The sequence below is a fragment of the Streptomyces sp. NPDC001980 genome, assembly GCF_040296885.1.
Classification (GTDB): Bacteria; Actinomycetota; Actinomycetes; order Streptomycetales; family Streptomycetaceae; genus Streptomyces.
Genome location: NZ_JBEOYD010000021.1, coordinates 105,470 through 130,870, shown reverse-complemented (window position 1 = coordinate 130,870; position 25,401 = coordinate 105,470). Strand labels below are relative to the sequence as shown.

The 25,401-nt window shown below is 71.1% G+C and carries 24 protein-coding genes; 16 read left to right on the top strand and 8 right to left on the bottom strand.

Annotation, left to right across the window (positions count from 1 at the left end; all coding sequences use genetic code 11):
* Positions 1 to 26 precede the first annotated feature (26 nt).
* The 3 genes from ABT137_RS29300 (at position 27) to ABT137_RS29290 (ending at position 4,233) form a co-directional block, all read left to right on the top strand.
* Complete coding sequence (locus ABT137_RS29300) at positions 27 to 2,237, top strand: MMPL family transporter (protein WP_351714100.1); 2,211 nt, start codon at positions 27 to 29, stop codon at positions 2,235 to 2,237.
* Between the two features lie 110 nt (positions 2,238 to 2,347).
* On the top strand, positions 2,348 to 3,529 hold the full coding sequence (locus tag ABT137_RS29295; protein ID WP_351714099.1) for a sensor histidine kinase: 1,182 nt from the start codon (positions 2,348 to 2,350) through the stop codon (positions 3,527 to 3,529).
* Positions 3,530 to 3,573: 44 nt separating this feature from the next.
* Positions 3,574 to 4,233, top strand: coding sequence for a response regulator transcription factor (locus ABT137_RS29290; RefSeq protein WP_351714098.1), 660 nt, complete (start codon positions 3,574 to 3,576; stop codon positions 4,231 to 4,233).
* Positions 4,234 to 4,257: 24 nt separating this feature from the next.
* On the opposite strand, the gene ABT137_RS29285 is transcribed toward ABT137_RS29290, so the two are convergent.
* Positions 4,258 to 4,920 (bottom strand): TetR/AcrR family transcriptional regulator, encoded by a 663-nt coding sequence (locus ABT137_RS29285; protein ID WP_351714097.1) that lies wholly within the window; start codon positions 4,918 to 4,920, stop codon positions 4,258 to 4,260.
* Positions 4,917 to 5,603: a DUF998 domain-containing protein gene (locus ABT137_RS29280; protein ID WP_351714096.1), complete on the bottom strand. Its 687-nt coding sequence runs from the start codon at positions 5,601 to 5,603 to the stop codon at positions 4,917 to 4,919. The genes ABT137_RS29285 and ABT137_RS29280 overlap by 4 nt, the downstream gene beginning before the upstream one ends.
* Before the next feature lie 120 nt (positions 5,604 to 5,723).
* Here ABT137_RS29280 and ABT137_RS29275 point away from each other — a divergent pair, with 120 nt between their 5' ends.
* Together ABT137_RS29275 and ABT137_RS29270 are read left to right on the top strand one after the other, a co-directional pair.
* Complete coding sequence (locus tag ABT137_RS29275) at positions 5,724 to 6,557, top strand: helix-turn-helix domain-containing protein (RefSeq protein ID WP_351714095.1); 834 nt, start codon at positions 5,724 to 5,726, stop codon at positions 6,555 to 6,557.
* Positions 6,554 to 6,796: a DUF397 domain-containing protein gene (locus ABT137_RS29270; protein ID WP_351714094.1), complete on the top strand. Its 243-nt coding sequence runs from the start codon at positions 6,554 to 6,556 to the stop codon at positions 6,794 to 6,796. The genes ABT137_RS29275 and ABT137_RS29270 overlap by 4 nt, the downstream gene beginning before the upstream one ends.
* A 10-nt stretch (positions 6,797 to 6,806) precedes the next feature.
* Here ABT137_RS29270 and ABT137_RS29265 read toward each other — a convergent pair whose 3' ends face one another.
* Positions 6,807 to 7,682, bottom strand: a complete 876-nt coding sequence (locus ABT137_RS29265; protein WP_351714093.1) for a COG4705 family protein — start codon at positions 7,680 to 7,682, stop codon at positions 6,807 to 6,809.
* A 131-nt stretch (positions 7,683 to 7,813) separates the two neighbouring features.
* Positions 7,814 to 10,117, bottom strand: a complete 2,304-nt coding sequence (locus tag ABT137_RS29260; RefSeq protein ID WP_351714092.1) for a beta-xylosidase/alpha-l-arabinosidase — start codon at positions 10,115 to 10,117, stop codon at positions 7,814 to 7,816.
* 140 nt (positions 10,118 to 10,257) lie between these two features.
* Here ABT137_RS29260 and ABT137_RS29255 point away from each other — a divergent pair, with 140 nt between their 5' ends.
* From ABT137_RS29255 to ABT137_RS29235, 5 genes are all read left to right on the top strand, one after another.
* Positions 10,258 to 11,289 (top strand): LacI family DNA-binding transcriptional regulator, encoded by a 1,032-nt coding sequence (locus ABT137_RS29255; RefSeq protein WP_351714091.1) that lies wholly within the window; start codon positions 10,258 to 10,260, stop codon positions 11,287 to 11,289.
* Positions 11,290 to 11,393: 104 nt separating this feature from the next.
* The gene (locus ABT137_RS29250; RefSeq protein ID WP_351714090.1) at positions 11,394 to 12,767 is read left to right on the top strand and encodes a glycoside hydrolase family 10 protein; all 1,374 of its coding nucleotides are present in this window, start codon (positions 11,394 to 11,396) and stop codon (positions 12,765 to 12,767) included.
* A 95-nt stretch (positions 12,768 to 12,862) separates the two neighbouring features.
* Entirely contained in the window at positions 12,863 to 13,924 is a 1,062-nt protein-coding gene (locus ABT137_RS29245) for an LCP family protein (protein WP_351714089.1), read from the top strand.
* A gap of 155 nt (positions 13,925 to 14,079) precedes the next feature.
* Positions 14,080 to 14,436, top strand: a complete 357-nt coding sequence (locus tag ABT137_RS29240; protein WP_217558557.1) for a YciI family protein — start codon at positions 14,080 to 14,082, stop codon at positions 14,434 to 14,436.
* A 43-nt stretch (positions 14,437 to 14,479) separates the two neighbouring features.
* Entirely contained in the window at positions 14,480 to 15,778 is a 1,299-nt protein-coding gene (locus ABT137_RS29235; protein WP_502984591.1) for an RNA polymerase sigma factor, read from the top strand.
* Positions 15,779 to 15,784: 6 nt separating this feature from the next.
* Here ABT137_RS29235 and ABT137_RS29230 read toward each other — a convergent pair whose 3' ends face one another.
* Positions 15,785 to 16,975, bottom strand: a complete 1,191-nt coding sequence (locus ABT137_RS29230) for a class I SAM-dependent methyltransferase (protein ID WP_351714088.1) — start codon at positions 16,973 to 16,975, stop codon at positions 15,785 to 15,787.
* Between the two features lie 90 nt (positions 16,976 to 17,065).
* On the opposite strand from ABT137_RS29230, the gene ABT137_RS29225 reads away from it, so the two are divergent.
* From ABT137_RS29225 to groL, 5 genes are all read left to right on the top strand, one after another.
* Positions 17,066 to 17,959 (top strand): polysaccharide deacetylase family protein, encoded by an 894-nt coding sequence (locus ABT137_RS29225; RefSeq protein ID WP_351714087.1) that lies wholly within the window; start codon positions 17,066 to 17,068, stop codon positions 17,957 to 17,959.
* On the top strand, positions 17,956 to 18,759 hold the full coding sequence (locus ABT137_RS29220; protein WP_351714085.1) for a polysaccharide deacetylase family protein: 804 nt from the start codon (positions 17,956 to 17,958) through the stop codon (positions 18,757 to 18,759). Before ABT137_RS29225 ends, ABT137_RS29220 begins: the two co-directional genes overlap by 4 nt.
* 135 nt (positions 18,760 to 18,894) lie before the next feature.
* Positions 18,895 to 19,662 (top strand): pirin family protein, encoded by a 768-nt coding sequence (locus ABT137_RS29215; RefSeq protein WP_351714084.1) that lies wholly within the window; start codon positions 18,895 to 18,897, stop codon positions 19,660 to 19,662.
* 201 nt (positions 19,663 to 19,863) lie between these two features.
* Entirely contained in the window at positions 19,864 to 20,172 is a 309-nt protein-coding gene (groES, locus tag ABT137_RS29210) for a co-chaperone GroES (RefSeq protein ID WP_004955293.1), read from the top strand.
* Positions 20,173 to 20,299: 127 nt separating this feature from the next.
* Positions 20,300 to 21,925, top strand: coding sequence for a chaperonin GroEL (gene groL / locus ABT137_RS29205; RefSeq protein WP_351714082.1), 1,626 nt, complete (start codon positions 20,300 to 20,302; stop codon positions 21,923 to 21,925).
* Positions 21,926 to 22,010: 85 nt separating this feature from the next.
* Here groL and ABT137_RS29200 read toward each other — a convergent pair whose 3' ends face one another.
* From ABT137_RS29200 to ABT137_RS29190, 3 genes are all read right to left on the bottom strand, one after another.
* Positions 22,011 to 22,718 carry an ester cyclase gene (locus tag ABT137_RS29200; protein ID WP_351714080.1) on the bottom strand — a complete coding sequence of 236 codons (708 nt, stop codon included), beginning with the start codon at positions 22,716 to 22,718 and terminating at the stop codon, positions 22,011 to 22,013.
* Between the two features lie 95 nt (positions 22,719 to 22,813).
* Complete coding sequence (locus ABT137_RS29195) at positions 22,814 to 23,587, bottom strand: SDR family NAD(P)-dependent oxidoreductase (RefSeq protein ID WP_351714078.1); 774 nt, start codon at positions 23,585 to 23,587, stop codon at positions 22,814 to 22,816.
* A gap of 97 nt (positions 23,588 to 23,684) precedes the next feature.
* Positions 23,685 to 24,353, bottom strand: coding sequence for an MOSC domain-containing protein (locus tag ABT137_RS29190; protein WP_351714076.1), 669 nt, complete (start codon positions 24,351 to 24,353; stop codon positions 23,685 to 23,687).
* Between the two features lie 79 nt (positions 24,354 to 24,432).
* Between ABT137_RS29190 and ABT137_RS29185 the strand changes: the two genes are divergently transcribed.
* Positions 24,433 to 25,332 (top strand): LysR family transcriptional regulator, encoded by a 900-nt coding sequence (locus tag ABT137_RS29185; protein ID WP_351714074.1) that lies wholly within the window; start codon positions 24,433 to 24,435, stop codon positions 25,330 to 25,332.
* The last annotated feature ends 69 nt before the right edge of the window (positions 25,333 to 25,401 follow it).

Sequence of the window (25,401 nt, the reverse complement as noted above, 5' to 3'; positions counted from 1 at the left end):
CCGATCCAGATGTGGAGATCCGCTCCGTGGCTGTCTTTCTCTACCGCATGGGCCGTACGGCCTTCCGGCGGCGCTGGTACGTCGCCCTGCTCTGGGTGGTGCTGCTCGGTGCCCTCGGTTTCGCCTCGACCCAGGTGGCCTCGCCCCCCGACGACACCGGCTCCATGCCGGGCATCGAGTCGCAGCGCGCCTACGACCTGCTGCAGAAGCGGTTCCCGGGCGCCTCGCAGAGCCCGAACCAGGCGACGGCGCGCATCGTCTTCGTCGCACCGAGCGGGGAGAAGCTGACCTCCTCCGCCAACCGGGCGGTGATCGAGAAGCTGGTCGGCGAGGCAGCCGAGAGCGGCCAGGTCCAGGCCGCCGTGGACCCCTTTCGCGCCGGCACGGTGAACAAGGCCGCCTCCACGGCGTACGCGACGGTCACCTACAAGGCCGCGTCCAAGGACCTCACCGACGCCACCAGGAACAACCTCCGGAAGGCGGTCGACGAAGCCCGGCACGCCGGGCTGACCGTGGACGTGGGCGGGCCGGTCCTCGCCGACGACGCTGCCGCCGGCGGGTCCGGTGAGCTGATCGGCGTCGTCATCGCGGCCGTCGTCCTGCTGGTGACCTTCGGTTCCCTCGCCGCGGCCGGGCTGCCGCTGCTGACCGCCGTGCTCGGGGTGGGCATCAGCACGGTGTCGATCATGGCGCTCGGCTCGACGCTCGGGCTGTCGACCACGAGCAGCAGCCTCGCCTCCATGCTGGGCCTGGCCGTCGGAATCGACTACGCCCTGTTCGTCGTCTCCCGCTACCGCGAGGAACGCGGCCGCGGGCACAGCCCGCAGGAGGCCGCCGGCCGCGCGGCGGGCACCGCCGGCTCGGCGGTGGTCTTCGCCGGCCTGACCGTCGTCATCGCCCTGGCCGGACTGTCCGTGGTCGGCGTGCCGACGCTCACCAAGATGGGCCTGTCCGCCGCCGGAGCCGTCGTCGTCGCCGTCCTGGTCGCCCTCACCCTCGTACCGGCCCTGCTGGGCATCCTGCCGAACGCGGTCCTGCCCCGCCGTATCCGCAAGGGCCGTGACACCGGCGCCCGTACCGGGGACAACGCGGGCACCCGGTGGGCACGGTTCGTGCAGCGCCGGCCGGTGCCGGTGCTGCTCGCCTCGGTCATCGGCCTCGGAATCGTGGCGCTGCCGGTCCTCGACCTGCAGCTCGGCATGCCCGGCGACGAGTCCAAGTCCACCGCGACCACCGAACGACGGGCCTACGACGAACTCGCCGACGGCTTCGGCCCCGGCTTCAACGGCCCCTTCACCGTCGTGGTGGACGCCAAGGGCGCGAAGAACCCCGAGAGCGCAGCGAAGAGCGTGGCCGAGACGATCTCCGCGACCAAGGGCGTCGTCTCCGTCACCGCGCCCGTCTTCAACCCGGCGGGCAACACGGCGATCTTCACGGCCACCGCCTCCACCGCGCCCACCGACGAGAAGACCGAGGACCTGGTCCGCGTCATCCGCGCCGAACGGCCGGAGGTGACGGCCGAGACGGGCGCGACCTTCCTCGTCTCGGGCACCACGGCGATCAATATCGACGTCGCCGACAAGATGCAGAGCGCCCTGGTGCCCTACCTGGCGGTCGTGGTCGGGCTGGCCTTCCTCCTGCTGCTGGTCGTCTTCCGGTCCGTGCTGGTCCCGCTCAAGGCCGCCTTGGGGTTCCTGCTGTCCGTGCTGTCCGCGCTCGGCGCGGTGGTGGCGGTCTTCCAGTGGGGCCGGCTCGCCGACCTGATCGGCCTGCAGCAGACCGGCCCGGTGATGAGCACCATGCCGATCATGATGGTGGGCATCGTCTTCGGCCTGGCCATGGACTACGAGGTGTTCCTCGTCTCCCGGATGCGCGAGGCGTACACCCACGGCGAGCGTCCGGCCGAGGCCGTCGTCACCGGCTTCCGGCACAGCGCGCGGGTCGTGGTCGCCGCCGCACTCATCATGATCGCCGTGTTCTCCGGCTTCGTCGGCGCCGGCCTCGCCCTGATCAAGATGATCGGCTTCAGCCTGGCCGTCGCCGTCCTCTTCGACGCCCTCGTCGTGCGGATGGCGCTGGTCCCCGCGGTCATGGCCCTGCTGGGCGAGCGGGCCTGGTGGCTTCCGGCCCGGCTCGCCCGGTGGCTGCCCCGCGTCGACATCGAGGGCGAGTCCCTGAGCCGTACGCCCCCCGCCGAGGCGGCACCTGCGCCGGTCGCGGAAGCGGCACACCGTTGATCCAGGCTCTACGGGGCCGGGGCGGCCTCCGGCACGGCGGCCGCCCGGCCTCACCGATCGCGGTCGTTTGGCAGGATGGCCGCACGCCCACCTCGCCGGAGCAAGCGTCGATGACCACCCGCTGGCAGCACTTCTCCCGCCGACACCGCCGTCTCCTCGACACGGTGCTCGTCGTGGTGCTGTTCGTCCTGTCCGGGCCGGTGGCGTACTACAGCAGCAAGTCCTACGCCCACGGTCTGGGCTGGTGGTCCGCTCTGCCGCCCGCAGCGGTGGCCTCCGTCGCCGTGCTGTGGCGGCGCCGTCACCCGTACGCGGTCGTCCTCGTCACCGCCGTGTGCGCCGGTGCCGCCGGCGCGGTGGGCTATCTCCTCACCCCCATGCTCCTGGCGCCCGTCCTGGTCGCCCTGTACGGGATCGCCGCCCGTGTCGCGCCCAGGACGGTCTACCGCTTCTGCCTCCCGGTGACGGCGATGATCGTGCTGTCCACCGTCTTCGGCGACCGCGCCGGCCACCCCTGGCCGCTGGCCACCGTCAATCCCGTCCTGTGCCTGCTGCTGCCGGTGGCCCTGGGATCCGCCGCCCGCATGCGCAACGCCTACCTCGAAGCGGTCGAGACCCGTGCCGCATACGCCGAACGGACCCGCGAGGAAGAGGCCAGGCACCGGGTGGCGGACGAACGTGTCCGCATCGCCCGTGAACTCCACGACGTCGTCGCCCACCACCTCGCCCTGGCCAACGCCCAGGCAGGCACCCTCACCTTCCTCGCCCGGACCAGCCCCCACAAGGTCGCCCCCATGGTGAACCAGCTCGCCGCCACCACCTCCTCGGCCCTGCGCGAACTCAAGGCCGCCGTCGGCCTGCTGCGCCGGCCCGACGACCCCGACGTCCTCGAACCGGCCCCCGGCCTGGCCCAACTCCCGGACCTGATCGAGTCGTTCACATCGACCGGCCTCGATGTCCGGCTCGTCACCGAGGGCAAGACGCAGCAGCTCTCACCCGGTGTGGATCTCAGCGCGTACCGCATCGTGCAGGAGGCCCTCACCAACATCACCAAGCATGCCCCCGGCGGCACCGCGCACGTCCGGCTCGGCTACGGTCACGAACGGCTGACGATCACGGTCGCCAACACACCCGGACGGCTCCCCGCCGCACCCTCCCGCACCCCCGACGGCGACGGCTTCGGACTCATCGGGATGCGTGAGCGCGCGCACTCGGCCGGAGGCAGCTTCACCGCCGGACGTCAGTCGGACGGGGGCTTCACCGTCACCGCCGACCTGCCCATCCTGCCCTGACCCGGCCCCCTGACCCGGCCCCCTCATCCGCGAAGACAGGCCCGATGACGACTCGCATCCTCCTCGCCGACGACCAGCAGCTCCTGCGCATGACCTTCCGCATCCTCATCGGCGAGGTCCCCGACATGGAGGTCGTCGGCGAGGCGGCCGACGGCGCCGAAGCGGTCGCGCTCACCCGCCGCCACCACCCCGACATCGTTCTGATGGACATCCGCATGCCGGGCACCGACGGACTCGCCGCCACCACCGAGATCTGCGCCGACCCCGCCCTGTCCGCCACTCGCATCCTCATCCTGACCACGTTCGAGACCGACGAGTACGTGGCCCAGGCCCTGCGCGCGGGTGCCAGCGGCTTCCTCGGCAAGGACGTCTCCGCCCAGGCCCTCGTCGACGGAATCCGCACCGTGGCCGGCGGCGAGGCACTCCTGTCACCGAAAGCCACCCAGACCCTGATCACCCGTTTCCTCACCACTCCGGTCCCCGTCGCGGCCCCGCCGCCCGAACTCGCGGCCCTGACCGGCCGGGAGCGTGAGGTCATGATCGAGGCGGCGCAGGGCAAGTCCAACGCGGAGATCGCGAGCGAGCTCTTCCTCAGCCCCCTGACCGTACGCACCCACATCCACCGTGCCATGACCAAGCTCAACGCCCGCGACCGCACCCAACTCGTCGTCATCGCCTACCAGAGCGGACTGGTCCGGCCCTGACCGACGCCGGTCGCCCGCCGCTGCTCAGGGACTCCCCTGTGCCGCCGAGGGCCTGGGCCAGGTGGTCCGGAAGGACTGCTCGTCGGTCATCGCGGGCGTGGGCGCCGACGGGGCTTCTTGCAGGCCGAAGCCCGTCAGCAGGAATTCGGCGTAGCGGCGCCAGGCCTCGGGTGCGAGGTCGTGGGTGCGGTCGGCGACGGCGCCGATCATGTAGAGGTAGGCGTACACATCGGAACTGGCGAAGTCCTCGCGGACCGCGCCCGCCGCCAGGGCCCGTTCCACCATGGTGTCCACGTGGCGGCCGAGTTCCTCACGCAGCGCGGTGTTCGGTCCCGCTTCGAGGTCCGCGTGGGCGAGGATCACGTCCAGTGCCCGGTCGCCGGCCCGCCGGTGCGCCGCCTCCAGCAGGTAGTGGCGCAGTGCCTGTCCGGGGTCCGTGTGTTCCTCGGCCTCCGCCGCCAGGTGCAGGAACCCGGTGAACCGCTCGGTGAACAACGCGTCCATCAGCGTCTGCAGGTCCGGGAAGCGGCGGTACACCGTGCCGACCCCGACACCGGCCTCATGGGCGATCTCGTTGAGGGTGGCCACGGAGCCCCGTTGTGCGAACATCCGGCCGGCCGTGTCCATGATCAGCCGGCGGTTCCGTTCCGCGTCCGCGCGCAGGGGGCGCTGCATGTCCTGGCTCACGCCAAGACATTCTCCATCATCTCCGCCCGGCGCAGCCGTCCGGCCAGGACCAGCCCACCCGTCACGGCGCTCCACAACAGCCAGGAGTAGACCCCGCCGCGCTCGAACACACCGGCCGTGCTCGTGGAGACGCTCACGAAGAACTCGCTCAGCAGGCCGAGGGCCCCGACCGTGACGCTGAAGACGCGGTACGGCTTAGGCAGCCCGAGGCGCAGGCCCAGGCTCCGCGACGCCCCCGCCATGATCGCCAGCGTGTTCGCGCACAGGATGCCGATGCCGGCCCCCACGACATGGAGGACCAGGCTGTACTTCGCCCCGTTCGCGGAGCCGTGGAAGAGCCCGACCATCACAAAACCCACTCCGTGCGCGACCGCCAGCGAGGTGACGACGCGCCGGATCCGCCCCTCGACGAGCGGCAGCGCCAGCAGCAGCACCCCGGCCGCGAACAGGATCCCCTGCAGCGCGAACGACGTGTTCATCAGCGCGTGCGACGGCGAGCAGATCTCGCGTCCCTGGAACTTCGTGCGGCAGTCGGGCACGCCGAGGTCGCTGATGTAGTTCCGGGCGTAGCTGTAGGGAGGGTCGCTCCAGGCCGCCGCGGTGACTCCCTCGGCGATCACCCACTGCAACGCGTTCACGATCAGGACGACGGCTCCCACCGGAAGCCAGTTGCTGCGCGACATCGGCACTCCTCACACGTATTCGGACGACGGCTGCGCAGCCACCGTAACACTAAGCGGATATTCTTATCCGCTTACGCGATGCGACTGCGGGCGAGCGTGGAAGTCCGTCACGCTGAGTGCATGAGCGGTGGCGTTGAGGTGAATGGTGAGCCCGAGTCGTCGGACAGCATGAAGACGTTCGGCGCGTTCGTGCAGGGGCTGCGGGAGCATGCGGGGCTGAGCCGCGAGGAGTTCGGGGCGAGGGTCCACATGTCCAAGCACTCCGTGGCTTCCATCGAGTTGGGGAGGAGGCTGGCGGATCAGAGCTTTGTGGATGCGGCGGAGGGGGTGCTGGGGAACACCGGTGCGTTGCGGAAGGCGTTCGGGCGGGTGGCGCGACAGCCGGGGTTCGCGGTGTGGTTCCGGAAGTGGGCGGACCTGGAGCGGCAGGCCGCCAGCTTCGACGCGTACGAGTGCAGGCTTGTGCCCGGACTGCTCCAACCCGAGACCTACGTCCGTGCGGTGTACGAGAACGCGCTTCCGCCGCCTACCGATGGGGAGGTGGAGGCGCAGTTGGCTGGCCGTATGGAGCGTCAGCAACTTCTGAGGGACCGGCCGAATACGGCGTTCAGCTTCATCATCGAGGAGAGCGTTCTACTTAGGGAGTTGGGTGGTCCCGATGTGACGCGTTCCGTGCTAGACCAGATGCTGGAGTACGCGGGCCTACGGAACGTGGATCTGCAGATCATGCCGCTGCGACGCAAGCAACACGCCAGCCTGGCGGGCCCGTTGCAACTCGTGGAGACGCCCGAGGGGCGCCGATTCGCCTATGTGGAGGGGCACATGAGCGGCTGGCTGATCACCGAGCCGAAAGATGTGACTGCCCTCCACCAGCGCTATGCGAGACTGCGCTCGCAGGCCCTCACTCCCGAGGACTCGGCGAGCCTGCTGGAGCGAATGCGAGGAGACCTATGAGTGCCCCCCGACTCGCCTGGTTCAAGTCCAGCTACAGCACGGATCAAGGCGACAGCTGCATAGAAGTCGCCCTGACCTGGCGGAAGTCCAGCTACAGCGGCACTCAGGGCGACAACTGCATAGAAGTAGCGGTCGCCCCGGTCGCCATTCACATCCGCGACTCCAAAGACCGCACCCGCCCCGGCCTCACCCTCGACCCCGCCGCATGGTCCTCGTTCGTCGCGCACGCGGCGGGGTGATGGGCGGCTGCTAGGAGTGGTCCACCCGCTGCGGCCGGACCGCCGCCGACTCAGGGCCCTCGGTCTCCGGGCCCGGCGTGGCGGCCTTGCGTTCCTGCAGGTGCGCGTACGCCATCAGGCCGAACAGGATGGCCAGCAGCACCGCCGACGAGCCCGCTGTGCCCAGGTCCAGGCCGCCCTTGGCGGTCGGCTTGGTCAGGAAGTCACCTGCGGTGGCGCCGAGCGGGCGGGTCAGCACGAAAGCGATCCAGAACAGCAGGACGTTGGGCACGGCCGGGACCCGCATCAGCAGGACCAGGACCAGGAGGGCGCCGCTGACCAGGGCGGCGCCGCCGAGGTAGCCGAGACCTGAGCTGTCGGAGAGGAAGTCGCCCATCGAGGTGCCGAGGGTGTTGGAGACCAGGATCGCTGCCCAGAACAGGGCCTCGCCCTTGAACGTGACGATGTCCTGGATCTGGAAGGTCATCCCGCTCAGTTTCCAGGCCAGGAAGATCGCCAGCAGGATGGAGATCAGGATGGCCGCGCCGACCGGGTAGCCGAGGCCCAGACCCTGCGGGCCCCAGCCCAGTTTGGCGGCTCCGTTCGACAGGTACTTGGCGCTCGCGTCACGGTTCATGAAGTCGGACATGGTGGTGCCGGCCATGCTGGTCGACAGGATCACCGTCCAGTAGAAGAACGGGTTGTAGCGGGACGAGCGCAGCTGGATCACGAGCGTCACGACGAAGATCGCGAACAGCATGACTGTGGTGAGGAAGTAGCCGAGCTTGAGCGTCTGGGCGAACAGGTCGCCCGCCGTCTCGCCCAGGGTCGTCGCCGCGATCTTCATGATCCAGAACGCCAGCGTGGCTTCGGGTAGCTTCTTCATGACCGACTTGGCCGTCGTCAAGGTCGCTCCTGTGGGGGTGTGGAGATTCCGTGATCACGACCCTGGCACGGGGAACCTGAACGCATCCTGAACGCGGCTGTCACGCCTCTTGTGAAAGCGGCCCTGCTGTGCATTTGCCATGAATGTGCTGCTCACGACACCTTCGTGCCGCAACGCAACACTCGGTCGGGCCCCAGCGTCCGGACCGGCCCGGTCAGGTGCAGCCGTACCGTGTGCCGCACCGCCGCGCTGGACGTGGCCACCCGCAGTTCCAGCGCCCCCGGCTCCACCACCCGCGCCCCCTCCCGGTCCGTGAACGCTGACAGGTCCGCGTGGAAATGGAAGGTCAGCCTTTTCGACTCGCCCGGGGCCAGTGCCACGCGCTGGTAGCCGATCAGCCGGACGTCCGGGCGGGTCACCGACGCCACCGGGTCGTGCAGGTAGAGCTGGACGACCTCGGTGCCCGCCCGTTCGCCCGTGTTGCGGACCGTCACCGTCACGTCGTACGAGCCGTCCGTGCCGATCTCGGCCGTCGGGGGTGACGTCGGCTCCCAGGCGAAGCTCGTGTACGAGCGGCCGTGCCCGAAGGCGTACAGCGGGGTCGGGTCCAGGTTGCTGACCTCGCCCGCGAGGCCCAGTGGGGGCTGGAGGTAGGTCCACGGCTGGCCCCCCGGCACGCGCGGCACGCTCACCGGCAGCCTGCCCGACGGGTTGACGCGGCCCGACAGCACTCCCGCCACCGCCGGGCCGCCTTCCTCTCCGGGGAAGAACGCCTGCACCACCGCGCCGAGCCGGCCGTGCCAGCGGCCCAGTGCGTAGGGGCGCCCGGTGAGGAGGACGAGGACCACCGGGACGTTCGTCGAGAGCAGGGCGTCCAGCAGATCGGCCTGCACGCCGGGGAGTTCCAGGTCCGTGACGTCGCAGCCCTCGCCCGACGTGCCCCGGCCGAACAGGCCCGCGCGGTCGCCCAGTACCGCCACGCACACGTCCGCCTCCGCCGCGCGGGCCACCGCCTCCTCGAAGCCCGTGGTGTCCGGATCCGAGACGTCGCAGCCCTCGGCGAACGTCACCTTCGCGTCGGGGAGTTCGGTGCGCAGGGAGTCGAGGACGGTCGGGATGGCGATGCCCAGGTCGACCTCGGGGTGGTGGGTCAGGACGTGGGACGGGAAGGAGTAGCAGCCGAGCATCGCGAGCGCGTCCGCCGCGCGCGGGCCCACCACCGCTATGCGGGTGTCGGGGGCGAGGGGGAGGGTGCCGTCCGGGTTGTCCAGCAGGACCACCGACTCCTCGGCCAAGCGGCGGGCCAGCGCGCGGTTCGCCGTCGAGTCGAGGTCGATCGGGCCTTCCTGTGCGGGCTCCGGGGTCCAGTCCTCGTCGAGCAGGCCCAGTTCGCACTTCTGGAGCAGGACCCGGCGGGCCGCCCTGTCGACGAGTGACTCCGGGATCGTGCCTTCCCTGACCGCGGCCACCAGCGGGCGGCCGTAGCACTTCAGTGTCGGGAGTTCGACGTCGATGCCGGCCTCAAGGGCGAGATGGGCCGCCTCCGCTTCCGTGCCTGCCACGCGGTGGAGTGTCTGGAGGAAGCCGATGCCGAAGTAGTCGGCGACGACCGTGCCGGTGAAGTCCCAGTCCGTGCGGAGGAGTTCGGTCAGCAGGCGGGGGTCTGCGGAGGCCGGGACGCCGTCCGTCTCGTTGTACGCCGCCATCACCGAGCGGGCCCCGCCCTCTCGGAGCGCCATCTCGAAGGGGAGGAGGGTGACGTCCGCGAACTCCCGTACCCCGGCGCGGACCGGGGCGAGGTTGCGGGCGCCGGTGGAGGAGGCGTAGCCGGCGAAGTGCTTGAGGGTGGCGATCACTCCGGCCGACTCCAGGCCCCGGACGTAGGCGGAGCCGATGGTGCCGACCAGGTACGGGTCCTCGCCGATCGTCTCCTCGACCCGTCCCCAGCGCGGGTCGCGGACCACGTCCAGGACAGGGGCCAGGCCCTGGTGGACGCCGACCGAGCGGAGGTCGCGGCCGATGTGCCGGCCCAGCTCCTCGACCAGCGGCGGGTCGAAGGCGGCGCCCCAGGCGAGCGGGACCGGGTAGGCCGTCGCCTGCCAGGCCGTGAAGCCGGCCAGGCACTCCTCGTGGGCGATCGCCGGGATGCCGAAGCGGCCGGCCGCGGTGATCCGGCGCTGGGCGCGGGCCAGCGCTCGCGCGCCCAGCGCCGGGTCCACCGGGGCGGTGCCGAAGGAACGGGTCAGCTGGCCGAGGCCGAGGGTGATCAGCTCGTGCCAGTCGTAGTCCGCGGTCATCTCGCGTTGCAGCGGGGCGACCCCGTCGCCGTCCGTGGCGGCGCCCACCCACACCCCGTACAGCTGGGCGGTCTTCTCCTCCAGCGTCATCCGGGTGAGCAGGTCGTCGACACGGGCGGCGGCGGGCAGTGCGGGGTCGCGCCAAGGAGCGGTGGTCATGAAACTCCCGTCTCTGCTTCCTGCGGGTTCTCTGCTACGAACGCTGCTACGAATGTTTCGTACCACACACCGAATGTTCCGGGAACCTATGGCGTGCGAAGGTCTTCGTCAAGGGGGAGCGCGGGGATACGATCGCGGGCATGACGCCTTCGAAGCCCACAGAAACGCAGACGGCGACGCTCGCCGAAATCGCCCGTGAGGCCGGCGTGTCCGCTCCGACTGTTTCGAAGGTCCTGAACGGGCGTGCCGACGTCGCTCCGGCCACCCGCACCCGGGTCGAGGAGCTGCTGCGCGCCTACGGCTACCGGCGCCGCCGGGCCGAGGCCTCCCGGTCGCCGTTGATCGACCTGGTCTTCCACGAGCTGGAGAGCGCCTGGGCGATGGAGGTCATCCGGGGGGTGGAGAACGTGGCCCGGGACGCCGGCCTGAGCGTCGTGCTCAGCGAGAGCGCCGGGCGGCTCACCCCGGGGCGGACCTGGGCGGACCAGGTGGCGGCGCGGCGGCCGCACGGGGTGGTGCTGGTGCTGTCGGGGCTCGACGAGTCGCAGCGGGCGCTGCTGCTGAGCCGATCCATCCCGTTCGTGGTGATGGACCCGGCGGGGGACCCGGGGCCGGACGTGCCGTCGATCGGGGCGACGAACTGGCAGGGCGGGCTGGCCGCCACCCGGCACCTCGTCGAGCTCGGGCACCGGCGCATCGGGGCGATCAGCGGGCCGTCCCGGATGATGTGCAGCCGGGCCCGGGTGGACGGGTACCGGGCCGCGCTGGAGACCGCCGGGCTGCCGGTGGACCAGGCCCTCATCAAGGCGGGCGACTTCCACCACGACGCCGGCTACCGGCTCGGCCTGGAGCTGCTGCGCATGCCCGACCGGCCCACCGCGATCTTCACCGGCAACGACCTCCAGGCCCTCGGGCTCTACGAGGCCGCGCGTGAGCTGGGGCTGCGCATCCCGGAGGACGTGAGCGTCGTCGGGTTCGACGACCTGCCGTTGGCCCGCTGGGTGGGGCCGCCGCTGACGACCGTACGGCAGCCGCTGACCGAGATGGCCGAGGCGGCGGCGCGGCTGGTCCTTGAGATGGGGCGGGCGGAGGAGGGGACGACCGCGACCCGGGTGGAGCTGGCGACCAGCCTGGTGGTGCGGTCGAGCACGGCGGCGCCCGCGATCGCCTGAGGCGGGCTTGGCCAAAAGTTGACGTATTGACGGGTGGTACGGGCGCCTCCACACTCCTCCGAAGTCAATCGGTTGCTCAACCGAAACTTTCGGAGGCCACCCGCATGAGAACCTCCAGAACCTCCAGGACTTTCAGGAATCTGTTACGGACCGGGCTGGCCGGCCTGGTCGCAGGCATCGGCCTGTTCGCCGCCGGCACCGTCCCCGCACACGCCGCCGACGCCCCGCTGCGCGACCTCGCCGCCGCGAAGGGCAAGGTCATCGGCACCGCGGTCACCGGCTCCAAGCTCACCGGCACCTACGGCGACCTGGCCGGCGGCCAGTTCAGTTCGCTGACCCCGGGCAACGCCATGAAGTGGGGGACGGTCGAGCCCACGCAGGGCACCTTCAACTGGTCCGAGGCCGACCAGATCGTCGCCTTCGCCCAGGCCCACAACCAGCAGGTGCGCGGCCACACCCTGGTCTGGCACAGCCAGAACCCCAGCTGGCTGACGAACGGCACCTGGACGTCCGCCCAGCTCGGCAGCCTGCTGCAGAACCACATCAGCACCGAGGTCGGCCGCTACAAGGGGAAGATCGCCGCCTGGGACGTCGTCAACGAACCCTTCAACGAGGACGGCACCTACCGGTCGACGCTCTGGTACAACGGCCTCGGCTCCGACTACATCGCCAACGCCCTGACCTGGGCACATGCGGCCGACCCCGCCGCCAAGCTGTACATCAACGACTACAACGTCGAGGGCGTCAACGCGAAGAGCACCGCCCTGTACAACCTGGTGAGGTCGCTCAAGGCGGCCGGCGTCCCGATCGACGGGGTCGGGCTCCAGGCCCACCTCATCCTCGGCCAGGTCCCCTCCACCCTCCAGCAGAACATCCAGCGCTTCGCCGACCTGGGCGTCGACGTGGCCGTCACCGAGCTGGACATCCGGATGGCGCTGCCCTCCGACAGCACCAAGCTCGCCCAGCAGAAGGCCGACTTCACGTCGGTGGTGGCCGCGTGCGTGGCGGTGAGCCGCTGCGTCAACGTCACCGTGTGGGGCTTCAGCGACTCCGACTCCTGGGTGGACAGCACCTTCCCGGGCTACGGCGCGGCGACCCCGTACGACGCGAACTACGCGCCGAAGCCGGCGTACTACGGCATCGCGGAGGCGCTCGGCGGCACCACGACCACCCCGCCGCCGACCGGTGCCTGCACCGCCGCCTACAGCGTGACCAGCCAGTGGAACACCGGGTTCACGGGCCAGGTGACGATCTCCTGTTCAGGGGCGGCACTGAGCTCCTGGAACGTGAGCTGGACGTACGGCGCCGGGCAGCAGATCACCCAGGCCTGGAACGCCGGCTGCACCCAGTCGGGCGCGGCCGTGTCCTGCGCGAACGCCTCCTACAACGGGACGGTGGCGGACGGGAGTTCGGTCTCCTTCGGGTTCAACGCGTCCTGGAGCGGGAGCAATCCGGTGCCCGCCGTCACCCTGGGCTGAACCCTGAGTGAGAAGGGTGAGATTTTCCGAAGAAAACCTCCTCGCGGCGCTCGCGCTAACAGTCCCCTAATAATTCGGACTTACGTTCCTGCCTTGTGACGGGACACGAGGAGCAAGGCGGCGCGGGCAGACGGGTGGGCCGGCGGTCGAGAGCGCTGAAGATCGTCGGCCTCACCCTGGCGGGGGTCATGACGCTCGGCATCGCCGGCGCGGGGTGGGTCTACTGGCACCTCAACGACAACATCAAGAGCGTCGACATCAACAGCGCGCTCGGGGACGACCGCCCGGCGAAGGCGGTGACGACACCGACGGCCGCCGCGTCCGCGTCCGCCTCCGCGTCCCCGCTGCCCACCGGCTCGATGAACATCCTGGTGCTGGGCTCGGACTCGCGCAGCGGCAAGGCGAACCAGAAGCTCGGCGGCGGCAGCAGCTCGGGCGCCCGGTCCGACACCGCGATGGTCGTCCACGTCGACGCCGGCCGGACCTCCGCCACGATCGTCAGCATTCCGCGCGACACCCTGGTCACCCGGCCCTCCTGCCCGCTCTCCTCCGGGGGCTCGACGTCCGCCGCCTACAACGCGATGTTCAACAGCGCCTACTCGGTGGGCGGGGCGGTGTGCGCGGTCAAGACGGTCGAGTCGATCACCGGCGTCCGCATGGACCACTACCTGGAGATCGACTTCTCCGGCTTCGCGAAGCTGGTCGACGCGCTCGGCGGGGTGACCGTGACCACCGACCAGGACATCGACGACGACGACAGCCACCTGCACCTGAAGAAGGGCACCCACCACCTCGACGGCACCCAGGCCCTGGCGCTCGCCCGCACCCGGCACGGCATAGGCGACGGCAGCGACCTGGGCCGGATAGGCCTCCAGCAGAAACTGGTGAAGGCCCTCCTGGACCAGATGGCCTCCATCAGCCTGCTGACCAACCCGGCCAAGCTCTACGAGGTCGCCGACGCGGTCACCTCCAGCCTCACCACCGACACCGGCCTGGACTCGCTCAGCGAGCTGATGCGGCTCGGGCAGAGCCTGAAGGGACTGACCTCCGACCACGCGAAGACGGTGATGATGCCGGTGGTGACCGCGCCCTCCGACCCCAACCGGGTGATCGCGAAGGAGCCGGCGGCGAGCGAGCTGTGGGACTCGCTGAAGTAACTCTCCGAAGCGGCGGGAACCCCGTTGGAACTCCGTCGGAACCCCGTCGGAAAAAAACTTCGGGGAATCTCGTCGAGCGTGTCGATCCGGGGGCGAGCCGTTCGACGCAAGGGTGAGATGCGGGGAGAGACCCCGCCGGAACCCGAGGAGTCACCATGCCCCGTTACCTGTCGCTCGTGCGGATCGACGAGACTGCCGCCCCCGCCGAGGGGCCCAGCCAGGAGCTGATGCAGCGGATGGGCGAGCTGATCGAGGAGATCACCAAGGCCGGCGTGATGCTGGACACCGCAGGGCTCACGCCGACTTCCCAGGGCACTCGGGTGCACTGGGAGGGCGGCAAGATCTCCGTCACCGACGGGCCGTTCACCGAGTCCAAGGAGGTCATCGGCGGCTACGCGCTCATGCAGTGCAAGGACAAGGCCGAGGCCCTGGAGTGGACCAAGCGGTTCCTCAAGGTGCACGAGGAGTTCTGGACCGTGACCTGCGAGGTCCGGGAGATCGCGGAGGGCTGACCCTCCTGGCGCACGTCCGGGGGTGGGTGTTGCATGGGGGGCTGTGAGCACACAGCCCCCCGCCGACGCCCCCGCCGAGGCCGACGCTCCCGCCCAGGCCGACCCCCGCCACGCCATCGAGACCGTCTTCCGGCTCGAATCGCCCCGCGTGATCGCCGGCGTCGCCCGGATCGTCCGGGACGTCGGCATCGCGGAGGAACTGGCGCAGGACGCGCTGGTCGCCGCCCTGGAGCAGTGGCCCCGGGACGGCGTGCCCGACAATCCGGGCGCCTGGCTCATGGCCACCGCCCGCCACCGCGCCGTCGACCTGGTCCGGCGCCGGGAGAACTACGCCCGCAAGCTCGCCGAGATCGGCCGCAGCACCGAGACGACGGCCCCGCCGGAGGAGCCCGCCGACCCGGACGACATCGACGACGACCTGCTCCGCCTCGTCTTCACCACCTGCCACCCGGTGCTCTCGCCCGAGGCCCGCACGGCCCTCACCCTGCGCCTCCTCGGCGGCCTGACCACGGCCGAGATCGCCCGCGCCTTCCTCGTTCCCGAGCCGACGGTCGCCCAGCGCATCGTCCGTGCCAAGCGCACCCTCGCGACGAAGAACGTCGCCTTCGAGGTGCCGTACGGCCCCGACCGCGAGGCCCGGCTCGGCTCGGTCCTGGACGTCATCTACCTGGTCTACAACGAGGGGTACGCGGCCACGGCGGGCGACGACTGGCTGCGCCCGTCGCTGTGCGAGGACGCGCTGCGGCTGGCCCGGGTGCTGTCGGGACTGATGCCGAAGGAACCGGAGGTGCACGCCCTCACCTCGCTCCTCGAATTCCAGTCCTCCCGTACGGCCGCCCGCACCGGCCCCGACGGCGAACCGGTCCTCCTCCGGGACCAGAACCGCCGCCGCTGGAACCGGATGCTCATCGCCCGCGGCATCAGGGCCCTGGCCCGCGCGGACGCCACGGCGACCGGCGCCCCGGGGCCGTACGCCCTCCAGGCGGCCATCGCGGCCTGCCACGCACACGCGTACACGTACGAGGAGACCGACTGGACGGCCATCGCCACCCTCTACGGGCTGCTGGCGGCCCGGTCCCCGTCCCCGGTCGTCGAACTGAACCGGGCGGTGGCCGTGTCGATGGCGGACGGCCCGGCGGCGGCCCTCGCGATCGTGGACCCGCTGACCGCCGAACCCGCCCTGAGCGACTACCACCTGCTGCCGAGCGTCCGCGGCGACCTGCTGGCCCGGCTCGGGCGCACGGCCGAGGCCCGCGCGGAGTTCGAACGGGCCGCGGGTCTTGCGCGCAACGAGCGGGAACGGGAACTGCTGCTGGCCAGGGCGCGGGAGTGCGCTTCGTAGCCGGGCTCAGGACGGCGCGGCGGCGGTGGCCCTCGCCGGGCCGCCCACGAGCATGGTGGGCGCCCCCGCCACCCGGGTCAGGAACACGGTCGCCGCGTTCGGTCCCTGCGGCTTGATCTTCCTGCGCAGTTCCTCGGGCTCCACCGCCGACCCGCGCTTCTTCACGGTGAGGTTCCCGACCTCGCGCTCCCGCAGCAGCGCCTTCAGCCTCTTCACGTTGAAGGGGAGTTCGTCGGTGATCTCGTACGCCGTCGCGTAGGCGGTGGGCCGGAGCGTGTCGGCGGTGACGTACGCGATCGTCGGGTCGATCAGGCCGCCGGCCAGCTCCTCGGCCGCCTCGGCGACCAGGTGGGCGCGGATGACGGCGCCGTCCGGCTCGTACAGGTAACGGCCGACCGGCCGGACGGCGGGGTCGGGCAGGCCGCGGCCGAGCAGGGTGCGCGGGCCGGGCAGGAGGGTGGCGCGGACGGCCCCCGGGGCGCCGGTGCCGAACCAGAGGACGGCTTCCTTCACGTCGCCGTGGTCCGAGATCCACTCGGCCTCGGCCGCCGCCGGGACCGCCTCGTGCGGGATGCCGGGGGCGATCTTCAGCGCGGCCACCCGGGCGGCCGACGCCGCCTCGACCGCCCAGGACAGGGGCGGTGAGTAGGCCTCCGGGTCGAAGATGCGGCCCCGGCCGCCGCGCCGGGCCGGGTCGACGAAGACGGCGTCGTGGCCGGCCGTGTCCACCTCCTGGACGTCCGCCTCCCGGACCTCGATCAGGGCGGCGAGCCCGAGCGCCTCGGTGTTCGCGCGGGCGGTGGCCGCCGTCACCGGATCCCGGTCCACCGCGAGGACGCGGATGCCGGCCCGCGCGAGCGCGATGGCGTCGCCCCCGATCCCGCAGCACAGGTCGGCCACCGACGTCACCCCGAGCGCCTTCAGCCGCTGAGCCCGGTACGCGGCGACACTCGCCCGCGTCGACTGCTCGACCCCGTTCGGCGTGAAGAACATGCGGCCCGCGTCCGCCTCCCCGAACTTCGCCGCCGCCCGCTGCCGCAGCCGGGCCTGGGCCAGCGCCGCCGACACCAGTTCGGCGGGGTGCTCGCGGCGCAGCCGGGTGGCCACGGCCAGCTCGTCGGCGGGCGCGGTGCCGCGCACCTCGTCGAGGAGGGCGTGGCCCTCGGGGGTGAGGAGGGGGGAGAGGAGGTCGTTCACCGGGTCATTGTCGGCCAGTCGGTGGATGGTTCGCCTCCGGCCGCGGTGTCTGCCGTGGTTCCGGGGAGAGGGCTGGAAAGATCCGAGGCCATGCGAGCAGTCGTACAAAATGACAAAAATAGGGTGGCATTGGCCATGGCTGCCCTCGCCGCCGTAGCGGCCGTCACCGTCGTCTCCGGCTGCGCCGGGCCGGCGGACGAGGCCGAGGTCCGGCCCGCCGCGGGCCAGCAGGCCCATCGGGCGGCCGCCGCCCCCGACGACCACGCCGCCCTGGTCGCCGCCGCCCGGCGCTGGGGGCTGGACGCGGTCCCGCTGCGGCCCCCGGCCCCGCCGAGGCACAGGCCGACGATCACCGCTCGCGACGGCTTCGAGGTGGACGGACAGGTGGAGGACGACCTGCCCCCGGTCTTCACCACCGTCCCGACCAGGAAGAAGGTCGTCTTCCTCACCATCGACGACGGCGCCGAGAAGGACCCGGACTTCCTGCGGATGATGAGCGAGCTGCGGATCCCCTACACCGCGTTCCTCAGCAACTACCTGGTCAAGGACGACTACGGCTACTTCCGCCGGATGCAGGCCGAGGGCCACACCCTCAACAACCACACCCTCACCCACCCCTACATGCCCGGTCTCACCTACGACGAGCAGAAACACGAGATCTGCGGCATGCAGGACATCATGAAGCGGCAGTTCGGCAAGGCGCCGACGGTCTTCCGGCCGCCCTACGGCAACTACAACGGCGACACCCTGCGCGCCGCCAAGGCCTGCGGCATCAAGTACGCGCCGATCTGGGACGAGGAGGTGTTCGTCGACCACTGGGAGTACCGCGAGTGGGACCGCGCACTGCACCCCGGTGACATCGTCCTCACGCACTTCCGGGGCCGGAACGACTGGGACGGCACCATGGTCGACGACATGCGCCGCTTCCTGAACAAGGTCACCCGCGACGGCTACGCGGTGGCGCGCCTGGAGGACTACCTGTGAGCCGACCGAGGGCGACGGCCGCTGTCCTGGCCGCCGCCCTCCTCCTGGCCGCGTGCGCGCCGTCCGTCGACCCCATCGAACGGCTCGGCAGGAAGGCGGCCGACCGGGTGCACCCGCACGGCCCGTCCGGCGAGCCGACGTACCGCCGGTGGGGCCTGACCGAGCCCCTCTCCCCGGCGCCCCGCCCGCCGCTCCACCCGCTGTCCTTCCGCACCGCCCTCCCCCCGGTCGTCGACCACATCCCCACCTCCGACCGGGTGGTCTTCCTGACCTACGACGACGGCGCCGAGAAGGACCCCCGCTTCGTCGACATGGTCCGCGAACTGCGGCTGCCCGTGAGCATGTTCCTCACGGACAGCGTGGTCGGCCCCGGCTACGGCCACTTCGCCCGCCTCCAGGCGGTCGGCGCGAGCGTCCAGAACCACACCCTCGACCACCCGGCCATGCCCGGCCTGCCGTACGCCGGGCAGCGCGCCGAGATCTGCGGCCAGCAGGAGAAGCTGAAGTCCCGCTTCGGCATCCGCCCCCGCCTCTTCCGCCCGCCCTACGGCACCTACGACACCACCACCCTGCGCGCCGCGGCCGACTGCGGAGTCGCCGCGGTGGTGCTGTGGCGGGCGGCGATGACCCCCGACGGCATCACCTACCGGACCGGCGACAAGCAGCTCCGCCCCGGCGACATCGTCCTGGTGGGCCCCGACGAGGCCCTCGGCCCGACCCTCAGGGAGCGCACCGCCCGGCTGCTGCGCCGGGTGCAGGCGAGCGGGCTGACGGTGGGCCGTCTTGAGGACTACCTCTAGCCCGATCGGACTTCAATCATCAAGTCAATCATGGCGCTCAAGCGGCGCTCACGATTGGCTCTTACCGGCACGACGGATCTGTGTTAGCTTGAATATTCAAGTCAATGGATGCTCGCGCGGAGCAGGAGGCACGGCATGGGCGCACTGCTGACACCCGGTGTGGAGGTGCGGCGCGGTGACGCGCGGCTCGCGAGCCGGTTGTCCTGGCTCGACTCGAAGCACTCGTTCTCCCTCGGCACGCACCGGCCCGACCCGGCCAACACGCACCACGGGGTGCTGCTGGTCCACAACGAGGACCTGGTGCAGCCGGGCACCGGCTTCGAGACCCACCCGCACCGGGACATGGAGATCGTCACCTGGGTGCTCCGGGGCTCGCTGGTCCACCAGGACTCCGGCGGCCACTCCGGCGTGATCTACCCGGGCCTGGCCCAGCGGATGAGCGCCGGCACCGGCATCCTGCACTCGGAGAAGAACGACACCTACGGGGCCGCGGACCGGCCGCCCGCCGACCCCGTGCACTTCGTCCAGATGTGGGTCGTCCCCGACGAGGCCGGCGTCACCCCGGGCTACGAACAGCTGGAGATCGACGCCGAGTTGCTGTCCGGCGGGCTGGTCACGGTGGCGTCCGGCATGGACCGGCACAAGGACGCGAGGGCCATCCGGATCCGGAACCGGCACGCCGCCCTGTACGCGGCCCGGCTGCGCCCCGGCGGGCGGGTGACCCTTCCCGAGGCGCCGTACCTGCACCTGTTCGTCGCCCGCGGCACGGTGGACCTGGAGGGCGTCGGAGCGCTCGGCGAGGGCGACGCCGTGCGCTTCACGGCCACTGGCGGGCACCGGGTGGCGGCCTCGGAGCCGGCCGAGATCCTGGTGTGGGAGATGCACGCCGCCGTCGCCCTGTGAGTCGGTTTCGGCGCCGCGACGCTCGCAATTGGCACTCCGCTTGACCGAGTGCTAATCGCGGTCATAGTCTCGGCTCTGGCACTCGGCAGATGAGAGTGCCAACAACGCGACGGGCAGGTCCGGCACCCGCGACGACGGATCCACCTGGTCGCCACCTCAGACAGTTAACCCCGTGAGATCTCCGAAGGGGGAGGTCGGATCGTGACGACCGCCAGCTCCAAGGTTGCCATCAAGCCGCTTGAGGACCGCATCGTGGTCCAGCCGCTCGACGCCGAGCAGACCACGGCCTCCGGCCTGGTCATCCCGGACACCGCGAAGGAGAAGCCCCAGGAGGGCGCTGTCCTCGCCGTGGGCCCGGGCCGTTTCGAGAACGGCGAGCGCCTGCCGCTCGACGTCAAGGTCGGCGACGTCGTGCTCTACAGCAAGTACGGCGGCACCGAGGTGAAGTACAACGGCGACGAGTACCTCGTCCTCTCGGCTCGCGACGTGCTCGCGATCATCGAGAAGTAAGCCTGCGACTTACACCTCAAGCACTCCGCTTGAAAGCTGCGCCCCTGGCCCCCGCGATCCTCCAAGAAGCCGGGCGCCAGGGGCGCAGTCTTGTTCACCCCAGATTTCCGAGAGGGCATCCGCTGCCATGGCGAAGATCCTGAAGTTCGACGAGGACGCCCGTCGCGCCCTTGAGCGCGGCGTCAACAAGCTTGCCGACACGGTGAAGGTGACGATCGGCCCCAAGGGCCGCAACGTCGTCATCGACAAGAAGTTCGGCGCCCCCACCATCACCAACGACGGCGTCACGATCGCCCGCGAGGTCGAGATCGACGACCCGTACGAGAACCTCGGCGCGCAGCTGGTGAAGGAGGTGGCGACCAAGACCAACGACATCGCGGGTGACGGTACGACCACCGCCACCGTGCTGGCCCAGGCGCTCGTCCGCGAGGGCCTGAAGAACGTCGCCGCCGGCGCCTCCCCGGCCGCCCTGAAGAAGGGCATCGACGCCGCGGTCGCCGCCATCTCCGAGGAACTGCTCGCGTCGGCCCGCCCGATCGAGGAGAAGTCCGACATCGCCGCCGTCGCCGCGCTGTCCGCCCAGGACACGCAGGTCGGCGAGCTCATCGCCGAGGCGATGGACAAGGTCGGCAAGGACGGTGTCATCACCGTCGAGGAGTCCAACACCTTCGGTCTGGAGCTGGACTTCACCGAGGGCATGGCCTTCGACAAGGGCTACCTGTCGCCGTACTTCGTGACGGACCAGGAGCGCATGGAAGCCGTCCTGGAGGACCCCTACATCCTCATCAACCAGGGCAAGGTCTCCTCCATCGCGGACCTGCTGCCGCTGCTCGAGAAGATCATCCAGTCCAACGCCTCGAAGCCGCTGCTGATCATCGCCGAGGACGTCGACGGCGAGGCCCTGTCGACCCTGGTCGTCAACAAGATCCGCGGCACCTTCAACGCGGTCGCGGTCAAGGCCCCCGGCTTCGGCGACCGCCGCAAGGCGATGCTGGAGGACCTGGCGACCCTCACCGGCGCCACGGTCATCTCCGAGGAGGTCGGCCTCAAGCTCGACCAGGTCGGCCTGGACGTGCTGGGCTCCGCCCGCCGCGTCACCGTCACCAAGGACGACACCACGGTCGTCGACGGCGCCGGTGACTCCGGTGCGGTCACCGGCCGCGTCGCCCAGATCAAGGCCGAGATCGAGAACACCGACTCCGACTGGGACCGCGAGAAGCTCCAGGAGCGCCTCGCGAAGCTGGCCGGCGGCGTGTGCGTGATCAAGGTCGGCGCCGCCACCGAGGTGGAGCTGAAGGAGAAGAAGCACCGTCTGGAGGACGCCATCTCCGCGACCCGCGCCGCGGTCGAGGAGGGCATCGTCTCCGGTGGTGGCTCCGCGCTCGTCCACGCCGCCAAGGTGCTGGAGGACGGCCTGGGCAAGACCGGCGACGAGGCCACCGGTGTCGCCGTGGTCCGCCGCGCGGTCGTCGAGCCGCTGCGCTGGATCGCCGAGAACGCCGGCCTGGAGGGCTACGTCATCACCTCCAAGGTCGCCGAGCTCGAGAAGGGCCAGGGCTTCAACGCCGCCACCGGCGAGTACGGCGACCTGGTCAAGGCCGGCGTCATCGACCCGGTCAAGGTCACCCGCTCCGCCCTGGAGAACGCCGCCTCCATCGCCTCCCTGCTGCTGACGACCGAGACCCTGGTCGTCGAGAAGAAGGAAGAGGAAGAGGCCGCCGCCGCGGGCCACTCCCACGGCCACTCGCACTGAGGCAACAGTCTCTGAGGAAGCCCCCGCTCCCGGTCGTCCGCCGGGAACGGGGGCTTCGCCCCTCGCGGGTACTTCGATGGTCGGCCTAGTTCTCCAGCGCGTCCAGCGCACCCAGCTGTGCCAGCAGTCCCATCCGGTCGTACTGCAGCCAGCCCTCGGCCATCTTCCCGCCGGCGTCGAAGCGGTGGACCGTCGTGCCGGCCATGGTGACCTGCCGGCCGGTGTTCGGCACTCCCATGAACGCCGCCTTCTGCACGCCCGTCCAGAGCCACCTGGTGCACACCCGGTCGCCCTGGGCGATCTGGTCCTCGACGAGGAACGTGAAGTCGAAGGCCCCCCGCCACATCTCCAGCTTGCGCCGCATCGCGTCCATGCCGATGGTGTCCTGTCCCTCGACCGGATCGTGGTCGTGGTAGTCCTCGGCGAGCAGGCCGTCCAGCGGAACCAGCGGGCCGGGCGCGGCGATCGTCTCGAAGAACCGCCGCGCGGTGCCGGCGTACAGCCCCTCGTCGCGCACCACGTCCAGATCGGTGAACGTCGGCGTCCCCTCGCACAGCGCCAGCAGCTCGTGGAAGGTCTTGTCGGTCTCCGGGAGACGCGAGTTCCGCATCGCCTCCTCGTACGACGGGAACTCCACGATCTCCACGACGTGCTCCGCGTCGGTGCGGTCCTTGCCGACCAGCGTGTGCGTCGCCGTCCGCTTCCCCTTGGTCTGCTCGACCCACCTGTCCATCAGCCGGTCCATCTCGTCGAACCGCCTGGTCCTGCACTCGATGAGCTGCACGAACGTCATGACACCGCCTCCGGCCCCCCTGCGGGCGCGACCGAACGACACCATCGTCTCACCGGCCCCGTTCCGGTGTGCCCCGGTGTGTCCCGGCCGGGTCCCTACTGCGGCCCGTACTTGCGGCCCGTCTTCGAGCTGATGCCGCCCACCAGCCCGCGCGGCGCCATCTTCGCCAGGCCCGTCAGCACCTTGTAGCGGGGATCCGGGACCGACAGCGTCTTCCCGCGCGCGAGGTCGGCCAGCGCCGCCGCGACCAGCTTGTCGGCGTCCAGCCACATCCAGCCCGGGATGTTGTCCGTGCCCATCCCGGCCCGCTGATGGAACTCCGTACGGACGAACCCCGGCGCCAGCGCCATCAGCCGCACCCCGCTGCCCGCGAGATCGCGCGCCGCGCCCTGGGTGAACTGCACGACCCACGCCTTGGACGCGCCGTACGTCCCGCGCGGCACGAACGCCGCCACCGACGCCACGTTGACCACACCGCCGCGGCCGCGCTCGCGCATCGCCTCGGCCGCCGCCGAGGTCAGCCGCAGCACCGCCTCGCAGTGCACCTTGAGCATGCGCAGCTCGTCGGCCATCGAGACGTCCAGATAACGGCCCTTGTTGCCGAAGCCGGCGTTGTTGACCAGCAGGTCGACCGGGTTCTTGCGGTCGCCGAGCCGGGCGGCGACCGACTCGATGCCGGCGTCCTCGGCGAGGTCGGCGGTGAGCACCTCCGCCTCGATGCCGTGCCGGTCGTGCAGCTCGGTCGCCTGCTCGCGCAGCCGCTTGGTGTCCCGCGCCACCAGGACGAGGTTGTGCCCGTCAGCCGCCAGCCGCCGCGCGAACGCGGCACCGATCCCCGCGGTCGATCCCGTAATCAGAGCCGTTGTCATGGACCAAGGGTAGTTACCCGGAGGGACGGCGTCCGCTGTGCGCACCGGCTCTCCCTAAGGGTGAAGCGCCGGTGAACGGCCTGCGCGTGACGGCCGTTCAGCCGTTCTGCGCCGCCACGTACTTCCGGGCCTGCGCCAGCGCCTCCGGGTGCAGCGCCGCGCCCGCCGCGAGCAGCCGGGGCAGCAGCTCCCGCTCGGTGGTGGTCGCGCGGAACTCCATCGCCGCCGTCACCCCGTGCTCCGGCAGGTGGATGATCTCGATGGGGTCGCCGGTCCGGATCTCACCCGGTTCGATCACCCGGAGGTAGGCACCGGTGGCACCCTTCCGCGTGAATCTCTTCACCCATCCCCGCTCGCCCAGATGGCCCTGGAAAGTACGGCACGGGATGCGCCCGGAGGTGACCTCCAGTACGACCTCGGAACCGATCCGCCAGCGCTCGCCGATCAGTGCCTCCGACACGTTCAGCCCGTTTGTCGTGAGGTTCTCACCGAAACAGCCGTTCGGCAGCGGGCGGCCGAGCTCCTTCTCCCAGTCGTCGAGGTCCTCGCGCGCGAAGGCGTACACCGCCTGGTCGTCGCCGCCGTGATGGCGCAGCTCGCAGACCGCGTCCCCGGCCAGCCCGCTGCCCGCGGTCCCCTTCGGCCCGGGCGCCGCCACCCGCACCGGCCCGTCCACCGGCCGCTTGTCGATACCGGTCACGCCGTCGGCCTGGTCCGTGTGCGGCGACGGCGTCGGACGGCCGAGGTTCACCGAGAGAAGCTCCATGCTCCGACGGTACGGGACCATCCTCAAAGCGTCGACGCGTTTTCGGGCGCTGTGTCCAAGTCCGCCTTATGCTCAAGAGATGATCGAGGCACGTCATCTCCGCGTCCTGCGCGCCGTCGCCACCACCGGGTCGTTCTCGGCGGCGGGACGCGAACTGGGCTGCACCCAGCCCGCCGTCAGCCAGCAGATGAAGGCCCTGGAGACCTCCGTCGGCACCCCGCTGCTGGTCCGCAACGGCCGCGAGATGCGCCTGACCCAGGCCGGCGAGGCCCTGGTCCGGCACGCCTCCGGGATCCTCGCCGGGCTGACCGCAGCAGAGGAAGAGGTCGCCGCGATCGCCGGGCTGCGCGCGGGCCGGGTCCGCCTGGTCTCCTTCCCGAGCGGCAGCTCCACGCTGGTCCCGACGGCCCTCGCCGCCCTGCGCGCCGCCCACCCCGGCACCCGCGTCTCCCTGGAGGAGGCCGAGCCGCCGAAGTCCGTGGAGCTGCTGCGCGCGGGCGACTGCGACCTCGCGCTCGCCTTCCGCTACGAAGGCGCCGCGGACGCCGAGGAGTGGGACGACCTGGTGGTACGGCCGTTGCTGACCGACCGGCTCGTCGGCCTGGTGCCGGAGCGGCACCGGCTGGCCCGCGCGGAGTCGGTCGCCATCGGGGAACTCGCCGACGAGCCCTGGATCGCGGGCTGCCCGCGCTGCCGGGGACAGCTCGTCCAGGCGTGCGAGAGTGCGGGCTTCACGCCCCGCATCGACTTCGCCACCGACGACTACCCGGCCGTGGTCGGCCTGGTCGGCGCGGGTCTGGGCGTCGCCGTGCTGCCCCGGCTGGCGGTCGAGTCGGTACGGCCGAGAGGCGTGCGCACGGTGATCCTCGAACCCGCGGTACGGCGGGAGATCGTCGCCCTCACCCTGCCCGACCTGGCACAGGTACCGGCGGTGGCGGCGACGCTGGAACAGCTGGGCCGGGCGGCCCGGCGGGCCTAGCGGCTTACGGGCCGGCGGGGGCACAGGCGCGGCCCGGCGAGGGCACACGCGCGCGTGCCCGGTCGTCGG

What these genes read in the sequence shown, in the direction of transcription:
- ABT137_RS29215 (WP_351714084.1), top strand. Translation starts at nt 18,895, where the DNA reads ATGGGCGCACTGCTGACACCCGGTGTGGAGGTGCGGCGCGGTGACGCG.
- ABT137_RS29185 (WP_351714074.1), top strand. Translation starts at nt 24,433, where the DNA reads ATGATCGAGGCACGTCATCTCCGCGTCCTGCGCGCCGTCGCCACCACC.
- ABT137_RS29255 (WP_351714091.1), top strand. Translation starts at nt 10,258, where the DNA reads ATGACGCCTTCGAAGCCCACAGAAACGCAGACGGCGACGCTCGCCGAA.
- ABT137_RS29290 (WP_351714098.1), top strand. Translation starts at nt 3,574, where the DNA reads ATGACGACTCGCATCCTCCTCGCCGACGACCAGCAGCTCCTGCGCATG.
- ABT137_RS29240 (WP_217558557.1), top strand. Translation starts at nt 14,080, where the DNA reads ATGCCCCGTTACCTGTCGCTCGTGCGGATCGACGAGACTGCCGCCCCC.
- ABT137_RS29200 (WP_351714080.1), bottom strand. Translation starts at nt 22,718, where the DNA reads ATGACGTTCGTGCAGCTCATCGAGTGCAGGACCAGGCGGTTCGACGAG.
- ABT137_RS29190 (WP_351714076.1), bottom strand. Translation starts at nt 24,353, where the DNA reads ATGGAGCTTCTCTCGGTGAACCTCGGCCGTCCGACGCCGTCGCCGCAC.
- ABT137_RS29275 (WP_351714095.1), top strand. Translation starts at nt 5,724, where the DNA reads ATGAGCGGTGGCGTTGAGGTGAATGGTGAGCCCGAGTCGTCGGACAGC.
- groL (WP_351714082.1), top strand. Translation starts at nt 20,300, where the DNA reads ATGGCGAAGATCCTGAAGTTCGACGAGGACGCCCGTCGCGCCCTTGAG.
- ABT137_RS29195 (WP_351714078.1), bottom strand. Translation starts at nt 23,587, where the DNA reads ATGACAACGGCTCTGATTACGGGATCGACCGCGGGGATCGGTGCCGCG.
- ABT137_RS29295 (WP_351714099.1), top strand. Translation starts at nt 2,348, where the DNA reads ATGACCACCCGCTGGCAGCACTTCTCCCGCCGACACCGCCGTCTCCTC.
- ABT137_RS29280 (WP_351714096.1), bottom strand. Translation starts at nt 5,603, where the DNA reads ATGTCGCGCAGCAACTGGCTTCCGGTGGGAGCCGTCGTCCTGATCGTG.
- ABT137_RS29250 (WP_351714090.1), top strand. Translation starts at nt 11,394, where the DNA reads ATGAGAACCTCCAGAACCTCCAGGACTTTCAGGAATCTGTTACGGACC.
- ABT137_RS29225 (WP_351714087.1), top strand. Translation starts at nt 17,066, where the DNA reads ATGCGAGCAGTCGTACAAAATGACAAAAATAGGGTGGCATTGGCCATG.
- ABT137_RS29270 (WP_351714094.1), top strand. Translation starts at nt 6,554, where the DNA reads ATGAGTGCCCCCCGACTCGCCTGGTTCAAGTCCAGCTACAGCACGGAT.
- ABT137_RS29260 (WP_351714092.1), bottom strand. Translation starts at nt 10,117, where the DNA reads ATGACCACCGCTCCTTGGCGCGACCCCGCACTGCCCGCCGCCGCCCGT.